The organism is Bacillus sp. ISL-57 (assembly GCF_018613135.1).
GTDB lineage: Bacteria > Bacillota > Bacilli > Bacillales > DSM-1321 > Peribacillus > Peribacillus frigoritolerans.
The window spans coordinates 54,063-66,792 of record NZ_JAGGQV010000019.1; the positions used below are offsets into that span (position 1 = coordinate 54,063).

Here is a 12,730-nt window from a genome sequence, read left to right on the forward strand (position 1 = left end):
TCATATAGACCTTCTATCATCTTATGTATATTGTCTTTTCGATAATAACAAAGTTTTCCCATTTTTAAAATATTTAGGATAATATACCAAGAATGCTTCTGCTGACTCAAAAAAAAAGAATGACTCCCATTGAAGCCATTCAACGTCCCTATATTGATTTTTCTTTATCCTCGCTCCTGATAATGAATAAATAAACGATCATCGAAATGAAAATCGAGGCGGCTGCGGTGATATAGATGCTCCTATAGCCAAAGAGGAAGCCTATCTGCCCGAACACGATGGCACCTATGCCCACGCCAAGATCAAAAAATGAAAAGTAGGTGGCATTCGCCATCGCCTTCCGATTGGGTGCCGTCTTTTCAATCGACCACGCCTGCAGCGCCGGCTGAACAGAACCGAATCCAAATCCATAAAGCAATGCCGCAATGTAAAGGACCGCTTCACTCGGCATCCATGCAAGCAGCAGCATTCCAGCCATGATGAGTACCGTTGAAGGCACGAATACGGCTCGATGTCCCCTTCTGTCATATAGTCGACCCGCGAATAATCTCGTGACCATGAGGGCCATTGCATATACTAAAAAGTACCACTGAATTCCATCCACACCTTTTTCCGCTGTATACAGGGGAAGGAAGGTTGCAATTCCACCAAATGTAACGGAGATGAAGAAAATGAGCAAAGATGGCTGAAGGGCACTTTTTTCATAAATATCAAACCTTTTGGCTCTGATAGCCGCTGAAGGATCACTTTCCACTTTTTGATACCGAATAAGTGATGCTGCAATGATGGCAAGCAATCCTAATAAAGAGCAGATCAAAAACAACTCTTGGAACGGAAGGACCGTAACTAGGAAAAGACCCAATGAAGGCCCGAATGCCAGAGCTAAATTACCCGATAATCCGTAATACCCCATCCCCTCACCACGCCGTTTCGCAGGGATTATATCGGAAGCAATCGTTCCTGAAGCCGTTGAAGAAAATCCCCAGCCGACGCCCTGTACAATCCGCATCATGAATAACAAGCCGATGCTCCCCATGAAACCGAAGGAACCCACTGACAATGCAAAAATGGCTAACCCGGCAAGAAAAACGATGCGCCTTCCTTTCGTCTCCAATAATCTTCCGGCAATTGGCCGGACAAGCAAGGCCGAAAAGGTGAAGATTCCAAGGACAGCCCCCACAAGACGGTCATCACCGCCAAGCTGTTCTACAAACAACGGGAGGGTCGGCATCGTCATTTGAAAACCCATGAAGATGCACATATATGCCAAACAGATCATGATGAAATCACGTGTCCAGATTTTATCAGTCCCTCTTACCCGTTCATCCACTAAGGTTTCCCTCATATCCCTTCACCTTCTAATTATAATAGTCATTGCCAGTTTACTAAAATTGCTTAAAATAAGCGAATGATTTATTTCGTGTACCTAAATATATATATATAAATAAAAGCCCAATATGACATCGGGCTCCCCCTTTAACATTCATGATCATTTCCGTCCACTTACCTTCCGTATACAAACCAATAATTTAGGTTCTCCATGCTGTAATGCATTAAACCATTGCCTCTATTCATTCGTAACGGTTCCTAGCTGAACGCATCCCGCCAACATAATGGATTTTCCTTACATTCATAATTTCATAAACATCCCCTGAAACAACCATTTTGTAAGTGAAGAATGGTTCTACCGCCCTATCTTATCGTTTCCCATTTCTTTCATCTGCCCGCCCGAACGAGTTTCTGTTCTTTTCTTCGCCGTTTCTCTTGAAACATTTTTTGATCCGCTTCCATGAATAAGCTATCCATATTCCCTTTGGAATGCGAACGGTATGCATGCCCGAATGACATACTGATATGAGGGCCCTTTTTTAGGGAGTTTTGCAAAAGGATTTCTTCCATTAATAATTCACAAAGAGATTCCACCTCTCGCTTGCTTCTGTCAATCAGAAGAATGGCAAACTCATCGCCTCCCACTCTCGCTACAACAGCGATTTCCGAAAAAATCCGTTTTAATAGATTTGCCGCAGCTTTAATCAATTCATCTCCTTTCTTATGTCCATACGTATCATTCATAAATTTCAGTTCATCCAAATCACACAAAATCATGGCAACCGGAGTGTCAAAATCCAGATTGGATTTGGCAGATACATTATCGAAAAACTGTCGATTATGGATGTTAGTCAATGGGTCATGGGACATTTGATACTCAATATCCTGTATGAATTTCACTCTTTCATCGATATTGCGAATGATTCCTTGAACGGCTACCAATTGCTCTTTTTCATATATGGGTGTAGCATATTCCTCGAACCACAAAAAATCCCCCTCGATAGTTCTCCAGCGTTGAATGACCGGCTTAGTATAATCTATTCCACCATATATCTTTTCATTTAGTAGTTCTAAGTCATCAGGATGAATCCTTTCGAAAGGGGAGGAAGGGTCATTGTATGCTTCTTCCAAGACACCTTGACCTAAAAGTGTATTGATGGATGGACTTAGATACCTGAACTTGGAACTTGGATTCGATTCGTAGCAGTAGATAATATCCTTAGAACTTTCCACTATATTAAACACCTTTTTTTGCACTTCGAAGCCTTTCTTAAGATAATCCTTTTCCCTTTTCTTGCGAGTGTAGATCATACCTTTAAATATATCCAATGACCATTTATTGAATTTCATTCTACAGCCCCCATTCTTTTGAAGTCGTTTCCTTAAAACCCTATCCTTAGATTTGAGGCCGGACTTACACTCATTACTTTTATCATGATTATCCTTTCTATATTATAATTCCAAAGACATCTTAAAGGAAAAACTTTAAATTTCTTTCATTATTTCCTTAGCAGGGAGACTTTTTTAGCAATGCAGCATAACTGAAAAAAGCCGATTCCAATTGGATCGGCTTTTCATGCTTCCACTATTTCGTTATCTCGATTTTCCCATTATTCGTTTGCAATTTAACTAGATTTTCACCTTTGCCAATGACAGTATCGCCCTCATACTTACCAAGGATATCCACTCTCCCATTGTCAACATGAACATCGAAAGTTGTATTCGTCGGTTCATTCTCCGTTTTGATCATGATTTTACCATTATTACTTTCGAGTTCGATCTCCCTATCCAAGTCTTTCGTGACTAATATGATTTTACCGTTATTCGATGAACCAATCAGTTTTCCCTCCACATTATTAAGCTCTACTTTTCCATTAGCAGATTTCACTTCAACTTTTTGGGTTATTATATCATTTAATTCTACCCGGCCATTTTGAGATCTCACATTTAGATTTCCACTTTTCAATCCTGATATTTGCAGTTTTCCATTATCGGATTCGGCGTCAAAGGATTTATAAGATTCATCAGGCACATACACCTTTAAATGTAAGGATTGAATATGAAAACCAAAGCTAAACGTACGTCGATCCTTTAATTGTACCGAAAGCTTCTTCCCTTCCACATCTGCAGTGAAATCCAACTTGGAAACATCCATCCCTTTTGAAACCAACTCTATCCTGGTTTCCTTATCCTTCGTTGGCACGATCTCTACAGCTGCATTGTCAGCGTCGATCTGAATGTCCGTCACGATTTCCGAAATCGTTTTTTCCTCTGTAGTCGTTTCCTTATTCGTCACTTGGGAAAACGTAAACAGACTTCCTATTACTCCGATCAATAACAATACAAGTGCAATGATCGATAATTTTTTCACATTAATCATTTTTCAAACCGCCTTTCACAAGGGAAGCGTTGAATTTTAAATAGCGAATGAATCCTTTAGTTAAAGCACTCGTAGCGACAAACATTCCCATGGCAATGAAAATGCCAATCCCGCATAGTCCCAATGCGAAGAAAAGATCGAATAATTGAAAGTTACCAATCGCTAGGTTAAAAAGAACGCCAAACGGAGCAAGAATGAATGCTATCGCCGAAGCCCATCCTGCAATGACAACCCCGATCAAGGCTATAAATGGTCCCAAAACGATTACTAAATTAAAGAACCCTAAACCAATGACTGCCCAAACTGCCCGCATAACATTACTTGCAGAAGTCGTTTGTTCGACCTGACCAAGATGATAGGTTGCCATCAGTTCCTTGGAAATCTGTTTAGGATTCCCAAGGGATTTGGAGATTTCCTGCTCTGACTTCCCTTCTTCCATTCCAATTTCGAAATACTCTTCGTAATCTTGAAGGATATCTTCCCGTTCCTCTAAGGAAAGTCTGGTTAAAGAGGCATTCAATTGTTTTAAAAATTGTTCTTTATTCATTGGTTCACACCTTCCTTGATTAATTGATTGACCCCATTGGAAAATTCATACCATTCCGTCAGCAGTTCTTGAAGGTATCTCCGTCCTTTTTCGGTTAATGTATAATACTTGCGCGGAGGCCCTTCTGTTGATTCTTGCAAATATGTCGTAAAATACTCTTCCTTCGTCAATCGTCTTAAAAGTGGATATACCGACCCTTCCGATATTTCAATTTGATCCGAAATCTTCTGTACAAGTTCATACCCATAGCGATCCTGCTTATCCAATAACACCAGAACACACAGTTCCAGGACACCTTTCTTAAATTGTACATTCATAGCACCATCACTCCTTCCAAAATTTCTTCAGTATAGTTCAATAAACAGTACTGAACAACGAATAATACATCTTATGTAAATAATTTACCACACGGTACTGTTCATTGCAAGGTACTATAAATATTTTTATGTCTTACAAGCATTCCAATAAGGGTAGAAGAAAATTAGCATTATATTCAAAGCTGGAAGAGAATACGATGTATAATAGTAAAATGTGGAAGGAGGAGTTACTTTGGCCAACAAAGCAATAACAAAGAAGCAATTCGATTTTCTTGAGCATGAATTTAATTACCTTGAAAAGGAAGGAGTCATCTCCCGGCAAGATAAAGTGAGGATGTTAGGTTCCTATGATGTAAAAGGCAATTTGAACTTCATCACGATTCTATTATCCATTGGGGCACTTCTTTTAGGTCTAGGCATATTGACCTTCGTAGCCAGCAACTGGATCTATTTAAGTAAAGCGGTTAAATTCCTGCTTATCATTGCATGCCTCATCGGAGTGAACATTGCTGGTGTGAAGGTGCAGGCACGCTTTCCCAAAACGTCACGAAGTCTGCATTATGCAGGTATCCTGATTTTTGGTGCAGGGATATTTCTAGTCGAGCAGATGTTTAACATCAGCATCAATTTCAACAGCTCCTTTTTATTATGGGCGATTGGAACGGTATTCATTGGATACTATTTGAAGGATGTTTTCATCCTCCTTTTTACATCATTCCTGCTTTTCATTTATTTGAACGGAAGTATATTCGTTGATGAAACATCTTATCCGCTTGCCATTGTTGTATTTCTACCGGCTTTATACATTCTGTTAAAGAAATTCGATTACCCTAATTATCTGACCTTTTTCATTAACGCTTTAGCCATCAATACAATTGCCTTATTTCTTATGGAATTCGTGCCGAAACTAGGGTTTGAACATTCGAATACGATTGTCCTTTCCATCTTGTTTGTACTGGGTATCGTGCTTGCCTATATTCCGGTAAGAGCCAAATTACAAAACATCACACACATACAAGGGCATATCTTACATGGTATAAGTGCACTCTTCCTTACCTTTGATTTTTCAATCTGGTTTCCTATAGCTTATTTCGTTTTTCTGCTATATCTGATCCTAAAAGGCAGTTTGACCAGCATCGTGATAATATGTGCACTGATTTTCAGATATTACATCTACTCCTTTGACTTCCTGCCAAAATCGCTTACATTCATCATCGGTGGAATCATGCTCATCGGTTTTGGCTTCTTCTTTGAAAACCAACGAAAAAAAGGAGGGGAACTCAATGAGTAATCCATCATTCCGGCCATTCATCGTATTTTCCATTCCAGTCTTGATTTTGTTAATCTTGGCGTTTCCCCCGGTCTGGACAACAATGACAGGAGATGTAATCAAAATCAAAACAGCCCCGGTCGACCCGACTGATTTGTTTAGGGGAAGCTATGTGGCTTTGAAATACGAAATTGAAGCAGTAAAGCCGTCGCAAGTCGATGACTCGATTAAAACCGAGTTCAATACTAGGAATATGGGTGATTATAAAAAGGTATATGTACGTTTAAAACAAAACGCTGATGGACTATATGCTGTTGATTACGTAACGAAAGAAAAACCCGGCGAAGGCGTGTACCTAAAAGGGGAATTGGAAGTCCCTTATGACCTGCAAAATGCTAAAACCATTCAGATCAGATACGGTCTGGACAATTATTTCGCATCCGAAGAAAAGGCAAAGGAAATGGAGAAGGAAGCATTGGCCAATCCTTCAGTGGCCGTCGTAAAAGTTCGAAATGGCCATGTTGTTTTAACCGATATCATCATTGAATGAATGGCCCCCGGATATGATTTTAGCAAAAAGAGCATCGGTTTTTCGATGCTCTTTTGTTTTCTGGACTATTATCTTGTAAAATTCAAATTGTTACTTTATGACCCGTTTTGCCCCTATATATTTTTCTTTCCAATAATTATCACTCATTTTGACCACCTTGACCCCTTTGGTGGTGGTCCCGACAAATGTGCCATTTCCATAGTAGATTCCTACAAAAGAGACCTGCCCTTTTTTACCTGTCGCATAGAAGACCAAATCGCCCGCTTTTAAATCTTTTTGCTTCACTGCCTTTCCGGTTTTATACTGATCCGCACTCGTTCTTGGAATCTTCATTTCTGTGGCGGCATTTTTATATACATATTGGGTAAGACCGCTAGCATCAAACCCTTTAGGGGTCGTCCCCCCATATTTATATTTGCTTCCCACCTGTTTCTTTGCCAAAGCGGCAACTTCATCACCATAATTGATAGAGGCTGAAGCATTTGCCGGACTGAATATGAATGCCGTCAATAATGCCCCGACTAAAACTATGGCTGCAAACCATTTTGAAACTGGTAAACGATAACTCATCCTTTTTCCTCCCCAAACTGAAAATGAACCACAATTTTAAATGTATGTTGCATTTCGGTTTTTAGACCAAATCCTTTTCGGCGATCATCATCCCTGCAAAAAAAAATAACCAGATAACGCCGTTGTCTAGCTAATACGGTGTTATCTGGTATACCCTACTCTTCAATAGCTGAAAGAATGGTTTCCATTACTTAGGTTCCTCGTATTGTCGTGCATTTTCACTGTCACTTAAACCTTTAGTTGTATGATCGACCACACCGCCGATCCCAAAGAATGTAAGCGCTATGAAGTTAATGATGCCTAAAGCGCCGTTCAATGCATCATCAGTAATGGTAAAGCCTATAGGAGTAATGAAATTGTTTATGAACGCGGCAACCATCTGCGCCAATATTAAAAGCCCAGGAAGGAGTACAGTGAAAATAAACGTAGGGTTCTTAAGACGCACTTTCCAGTTGATCATTGCTTTTCCCCCTCTCTATCCTATTAAGTCCGCTTCATTGAAGATTGTCGCGGACCTGCTATATTTTATGCGGCTTGTCCTTTTTACGTTCAAAAATTCCATTATCATCTATTACTCTAGTATCCCATAAACATAAAAAAGCCCATCAGAGGATGGACCTTCGAAGTAGTTTTAAAAAACACTAGAGAGCGCCTCACTTTAACAAGTAAGTAACAGCTTCCTCAAGCTCTATATACCCCTCGGAGTGCCAGTTTATTCCTGCCTAATGATAGTTGTGCATTTCACCTTATTTAAAAGCAAGAAAATAAAAAAAGAACGTCCGATCCGTGGATCGAACGTTCTTAAAACCTGAATATATTAAATGCTAGATTTTTCACACTCCATTTTTTCCTGCAAAAACATTCTGATCCGTTCAGCAGCTTCTTTCAATCTATCGGCCGGCTGGACCAAGGCCATCCGGACATACCCTTCACCCTGCTTCCCAAAAGCATCGCCTGGAACGACCGTTACCCCTGCTTTTTCAATCAATGCATAGGCAAAATCCCGTGATTTCCAGCCAGCAGGAATTTGGGCCCAAATAAACATCGTAGCTGATGTTTTCGGTACATGCCATCCCCCTTCCGCAAGACCTGAAATTAAGGCATCACGTCGGGACTGGTATTCCTTAACCTGTTCGGATAGCAGCGAAAGATTGGAAGTTAGCGCCATCTCCGCAGCTTTTTGAATAGGATAAAAAACCCCATAATCGATATGTGATTTCAGCGTTCCCAGGATGTTCAGCGCCTCTCGATTGCCCACTGCATACCCAATGCGGCAGCCGGCCATATTAAAAGTTTTGGAAAGTGAGTTAAATTCAATCCCCACTTCCTTGGCACCAGGAATGGACATAAAACTAATTTGCGGATGATCATCAAAAATCAATTCCGAATAAGCAAAATCGTGAACCACCATGATCTCGTTCTTTTTCGCAAACGATATAACGTCCGAAAAGAAAGTCTCATCAGCAAGGGCCGTGACAGGATTTCCAGGATAACTGATGATCATCATTTTCGTCTTTTTCAGTATTTCATCCGGAATTTCGTTGAGTTGCGGCAGGAATCCATTTTCCGCAGTAAGCGACATCGGATGAATGATTCCGCCGGCAAGTTCTACACTCGCTTCATAAATTGGATAGCCCGGATCTGGCACCAGGACATAATCTCCCGGATTTATCATCGCCGTTGCCAAGTGTGCCAGGCCATCCTGTGACCCCATCAGTTGGAGGACTTCCCTTTCTGCATCCAGCTCCACTCCATAGCGCATCCGATAAAAATATCGGACTGCCTCATGGAATTCAGGCGTACCTTTTAACGTATACCCGTAGGAATTGCAATCCTGCGCATACTTCACAAGCGTATCCACTACAAAATCAGGCGGTGGTAGATCCGGGCTTCCAACACTCAAATCGATAACATCCAGCCCCCGTTTCATTGCATCCTGCTTGCGGACAGCCAACTCTGAAAATATCCCTGTTGTGAATCTTCCGACTTTTTCTGATGGAGTCATATTCATTCTGCCATTCCCCTCCGTTAATGATTTTCTATCTATCATTATAGCAATCTTTCTCGAGTAAATTAAGAATTCATCAGTATCTGTTCGAGAGCATCATCAAGATGATTGAATTTAAATGTATACCCCGCCTTTTCCAATCTCTCAGGTATGACCCACCGGCTTTTTAATATCAATTCCGTTTCGGTCCCCATAAAGAAAGCCCCCATTTCAAGCATGGGAGTTGGACAGGGAAGTCCTATCCGAATATTCATGAACTTTCTCAAATGAGACATCAATTCACGATTTGTAACTGGATGCGGCGATGAACAATTGAACACCCCGCTCAGCTCCTGTTTCTTTCTCAGAAAAAGGACAATGTTAAATAAATCTTCTATATGTATCCAACTGAATTTCTGATTTCCTGATCCTTGATGGCCTCCCAGTCCGAATTTAACCAAATTCCTATATGGGGTCATCACTCCCCCATCCCCCAATACAATGGCGATCCGTAAAGCGATTTGCCTCGTCTTCGGTAATCGGAAATCAAAAAATGAGCGCTCCCACGCTTTCGCGACATCTACGGAAAAGCCTGAACCGATTACACCATCCTCCTCCGTCATTGGTTTATCCTTAGCATGCCTGTATATCGTTGCCGTACTTGAGTTTATCCATAGTGAAGGGGGATTTTCACATTGTTCAATTGCCTTACCTAGCACTTCAGTCGTATCGGTTCGTGAATCCAATATTTCTTTCTTATTCTTGGCATTGTAGCGGCAATTGACCGTTTTTCCTGCTAGGTTGATTAACATATCCGAATTATCGATCATTTCCCTTATTCCTTCTTTATCTCCCCAGCCAATATGTGGGAATTGTCTGGAAATGATCCTTACCTCATACCCTAAATTCCTGAAATGCTTTTCAAAGTATTGACCGACAAAACCAGTCCCGCCAGCTAAAACCACTTTCTTCAGCATATAACCAACCCACTTTCGTTTATGAGTTAAGAATGAATAATAACGAGTGCCTTCTATGTGAAATAATTCACATAGATTATACCATGTTATTACATTAAATGGTAGCAACTCCTGCCGCTGTGCAATAATTGGTGAACTTGTCCAAGCAAAAGGGAAAATTACACATAAATTAGTAATGTGGAAATTTATAAAACAAAGGGGATGACTTCAGTGTCAAACAAAAAGCTAAGAAGAGCTGTTAATTCTGGAACGGGTAATTCCGGAACTGGCAATAGCAGCCTTAGGTCTGCCTTGAGAAGAGTCTTACAAAATTTATTAAACAATAATAGAGGTACTTCAATTAAGGAACCTACTTCCATTAAGCAACCCACTTCTGTCAAAGAATTTGAAAATTAGAAGGTTGCTTTTTTGATATTAACATGGAATCCCTTTGGACTAATCTAAAGGGGTTCCGTGTTATGACCAGCTATATATGTCTAGCGAATAACTGTTATACCTAATAGAGATAAAGGAGAAGTTATGATGTATTTTTTTCGAGACTGGAAACCTAAAAAGGATATAAAGAAATTAACGGAGATCACCGTAAAAAATTTTCGGGTTTCTTCCGATAAAGTGAATGAAATTCTGCAAAAGTCACACAAGGTACTTGTGATTTGTAATGATAAAGGTAAAGTAGTGGGATTCATTTGTTATAATCTTTATTTATATAAAGTGGCTCATATTAATTATGTAGTCATTGACAAAAAATATAGAGGAAAGGGAATTCTGCAAGCCCTTTTACCCAAATTAGTAGAATATGTAAGAAATAAAGGAATCCTTGTTGTGTCCGGTTTCGTTAATAAAAATAACCATGAAGCATTGCAAAAGTTTAGAACCCTTGGTTTTAGACCTATTTTTATTTATCATGATGACATTCTAATTCAATCACTGATTTAAGAAGGGTCTCTATAAGTTTATAGCGTAAATAAAAAGAAAGATCGATCAAAATACATTCCGTTTCACCCTCCTCGGACTAGGATTATGTTCCAAATTTTAATGCTAATAAGTGAGATTAGGATTATCGGGATATATGTTCCTCCATGCAATGAACAACCAGGGAAGGAAAGCCTGTAAATTCCACACGGATTCATAGGCATTTTCCCTGTAGTCCCTTCAACCTTTCTTTAAATTTCACTCCTCTCTCCGATGCTTCTTATTCATGCTATTTTCCATGTATTCAAGGCAATTGTATTTTTTCTATATTTTCAAAATAAACCCATTACTGTATAGTGATTGTATACCTGCTAAAAGGGGAGATATGATGAAATCGATAGAGCTAATCATCTTAAATCTGGAAGAGGTTAGAAGAAGAAACATTAAACTATGGAATTCAATACCTAAAGGCACACTCCATTGGAAACCGGACGACAAGGCAATGAGCTGTTTAGAAATGGTTAGACATGTCCTTGATAGTGAGCATTACTATCATTTATCCATTAAAAATCAAGGCAGCTTACAAGTTTATGAATCACCATATGAAAAACAGCCACTTATCTCCGTGGAAGCGGAATTAAACTTTGCTGAACCTTACAGGCGCGACTTTCTGGAAACAATCATATCCTTCAGCGAAGACGATTTAACCAATATTAGAATCGATCGCTCTGATGTAGGGTATATCAGGGATCTAGGAGACATGTTGCTAAGAATCGCTTATCATGAGTCAGTACATACTGGTCAATTATTGGACTATTTAAGAACTGCTGGAGTCCCTAGAATAAGCGTTTGGGATTAATCAATTTTTTTCAAAGGTGTTTCCTCATGCTGAAGCACCCAGACTGTAGGCAACTCGATGAAAATCGTGTTTGTCTGCAGTTCTTTTTTTGCTTGTACGATTTGGATGTCCGCTTCAGGCACTCTTTAGTGTTATAAATAGAAATATTTAAACTTGTGGTGATGAGGATGCTTGCTAAACATGTTTCTAGAGATCAACTTGATATGTTTACTTAAAATCAACTGGTGCCGCAGATGCAGCTGAAATTCCCTTAAGTCCATGCTAATCCAATTCATCTTCAAGAAAAAAATGTTTCATGCAAGAAAATTGTGGAAAAGTAATGATATAGGAGGGATAAGAAATGTTATCTAAAAAACCAACGGCAAGAATGGTTAGCGCCTTCATTCTGACCGGTTCTCTTTTAGGGGCAGGTCCATCATTTTCAACAGAACCGGTTGAGGCTGCATCTACAATGGATTCCGCTTCTGCCATTGCCAAGGAAGACGCTCTTACCACCTTACATGAAATCTATAACAAAGCTTTTTCAGGAGAAATGCCTTATACTGCCATGGGTTTGAAGATTAATGAAAACACCCAAAAAGAAGTATATGAGACATTTGGTTCTCCACCTGAACCAGGTAACACAGATGAAACTTTTGACTATTACCATGCAGAAATGGGGCAACCAGGATTTGCATTTGCCTATAACGATGATAAGACCATCTCACAAATCCGGTATTTCGGGACAAATGTAGAACGGGATCATAACCTAGGAAGCATCACACCTAAAGTATTAGGAAATCAACTCGGCAGTGCTGACGAAATACGCCACATTTCCAGTACGAATGAAATCAACTACATTTACAAGACAGGAAATTATGAACTGCAATGCATCGTTGGGAAAAATCAAACTGTAGATCATATCAATCTACTCAAAGCTAAATAATATGTACGGCATAATGGCTGTCGAAGGTTGCAGAGAATGAAAATTATCTCTGCAACCTTTTTTTGTTTCAAGCCCCTCCCCTTCTTTCCCTTTCAACTTCAAAGCCT

15 protein-coding genes are annotated in these 12,730 nt (G+C 39.8%); 5 read left to right on the top strand and 10 right to left on the bottom strand.

Annotated elements, in window-relative coordinates; translation table 11 throughout:
- Positions 1-148 precede the first annotated feature (148 nt).
- The 5 genes from J7I90_RS20960 to J7I90_RS20980 all read right to left on the bottom strand — a co-directional run bounded on the left by J7I90_RS20960 (position 149) and on the right by J7I90_RS20980 (position 4,573).
- Positions 149-1,345 carry an MFS transporter gene (locus tag J7I90_RS20960; RefSeq protein ID WP_214773591.1) on the bottom strand — a complete coding sequence of 399 codons (1,197 nt, stop codon included), beginning with the start codon at positions 1,343-1,345 and terminating at the stop codon, positions 149-151.
- A gap of 371 nt (positions 1,346-1,716) precedes the next feature.
- Complete coding sequence (locus J7I90_RS20965; protein ID WP_214773592.1) at positions 1,717-2,679, bottom strand: sensor domain-containing diguanylate cyclase; 963 nt, start codon at positions 2,677-2,679, stop codon at positions 1,717-1,719.
- 235 nt (positions 2,680-2,914) lie between these two features.
- Positions 2,915-3,709 (bottom strand): DUF4097 family beta strand repeat-containing protein, encoded by a 795-nt coding sequence (locus J7I90_RS20970; protein WP_214773593.1) that lies wholly within the window; start codon positions 3,707-3,709, stop codon positions 2,915-2,917.
- Positions 3,702-4,256, bottom strand: a complete 555-nt coding sequence (locus J7I90_RS20975; RefSeq protein WP_095392910.1) for a DUF1700 domain-containing protein — start codon at positions 4,254-4,256, stop codon at positions 3,702-3,704. The genes J7I90_RS20970 and J7I90_RS20975 overlap by 8 nt, the downstream gene beginning before the upstream one ends.
- The gene (locus tag J7I90_RS20980; RefSeq protein ID WP_214773594.1) at positions 4,253-4,573 is read right to left on the bottom strand and encodes a PadR family transcriptional regulator; all 321 of its coding nucleotides are present in this window, start codon (positions 4,571-4,573) and stop codon (positions 4,253-4,255) included. The genes J7I90_RS20975 and J7I90_RS20980 overlap by 4 nt, the downstream gene beginning before the upstream one ends.
- A gap of 232 nt (positions 4,574-4,805) precedes the next feature.
- Between J7I90_RS20980 and J7I90_RS20985 the strand changes: the two genes are divergently transcribed.
- Complete coding sequence (locus J7I90_RS20985) at positions 4,806-5,864, top strand: DUF2157 domain-containing protein (RefSeq protein ID WP_214773595.1); 1,059 nt, start codon at positions 4,806-4,808, stop codon at positions 5,862-5,864.
- A complete protein-coding gene (locus tag J7I90_RS20990; protein WP_214773596.1) occupies positions 5,857-6,393 on the top strand; it encodes a GDYXXLXY domain-containing protein in 537 nt (178 codons plus the stop codon). The genes J7I90_RS20985 and J7I90_RS20990 overlap by 8 nt, the downstream gene beginning before the upstream one ends.
- Before the next feature lie 90 nt (positions 6,394-6,483).
- Here J7I90_RS20990 and J7I90_RS20995 read toward each other — a convergent pair whose 3' ends face one another.
- From J7I90_RS20995 to J7I90_RS21010, 4 genes are all read right to left on the bottom strand, one after another.
- The gene (locus J7I90_RS20995) at positions 6,484-6,963 is read right to left on the bottom strand and encodes a C40 family peptidase (protein ID WP_214773597.1); all 480 of its coding nucleotides are present in this window, start codon (positions 6,961-6,963) and stop codon (positions 6,484-6,486) included.
- A gap of 187 nt (positions 6,964-7,150) precedes the next feature.
- A complete protein-coding gene (locus J7I90_RS21000; protein WP_053533767.1) occupies positions 7,151-7,423 on the bottom strand; it encodes a phage holin in 273 nt (90 codons plus the stop codon).
- 357 nt (positions 7,424-7,780) lie between these two features.
- Complete coding sequence (locus J7I90_RS21005; protein WP_214773598.1) at positions 7,781-8,974, bottom strand: LL-diaminopimelate aminotransferase; 1,194 nt, start codon at positions 8,972-8,974, stop codon at positions 7,781-7,783.
- A gap of 62 nt (positions 8,975-9,036) precedes the next feature.
- Positions 9,037-9,927 carry a TIGR01777 family oxidoreductase gene (locus tag J7I90_RS21010; RefSeq protein WP_214773599.1) on the bottom strand — a complete coding sequence of 297 codons (891 nt, stop codon included), beginning with the start codon at positions 9,925-9,927 and terminating at the stop codon, positions 9,037-9,039.
- Between the two features lie 522 nt (positions 9,928-10,449).
- Here J7I90_RS21010 and J7I90_RS21015 point away from each other — a divergent pair.
- Complete coding sequence (locus J7I90_RS21015) at positions 10,450-10,863, top strand: GNAT family N-acetyltransferase (protein ID WP_214773600.1); 414 nt, start codon at positions 10,450-10,452, stop codon at positions 10,861-10,863.
- Positions 10,864-11,227: 364 nt separating this feature from the next.
- Complete coding sequence (locus J7I90_RS21020; RefSeq protein ID WP_214773601.1) at positions 11,228-11,698, top strand: DinB family protein; 471 nt, start codon at positions 11,228-11,230, stop codon at positions 11,696-11,698.
- Here the strand turns inward: J7I90_RS21020 and J7I90_RS27850 are convergent.
- Entirely contained in the window at positions 11,695-11,820 is a 126-nt protein-coding gene (locus tag J7I90_RS27850) for a hypothetical protein (RefSeq protein ID WP_285289456.1), read from the bottom strand. The genes J7I90_RS21020 and J7I90_RS27850 overlap by 4 nt on opposite strands.
- Before the next feature lie 218 nt (positions 11,821-12,038).
- On the opposite strand from J7I90_RS27850, the gene J7I90_RS21025 reads away from it, so the two are divergent.
- On the top strand, positions 12,039-12,623 hold the full coding sequence (locus J7I90_RS21025; RefSeq protein WP_214773602.1) for a YjgB family protein: 585 nt from the start codon (positions 12,039-12,041) through the stop codon (positions 12,621-12,623).
- Positions 12,624-12,730: the final 107 nt, after the last annotated feature.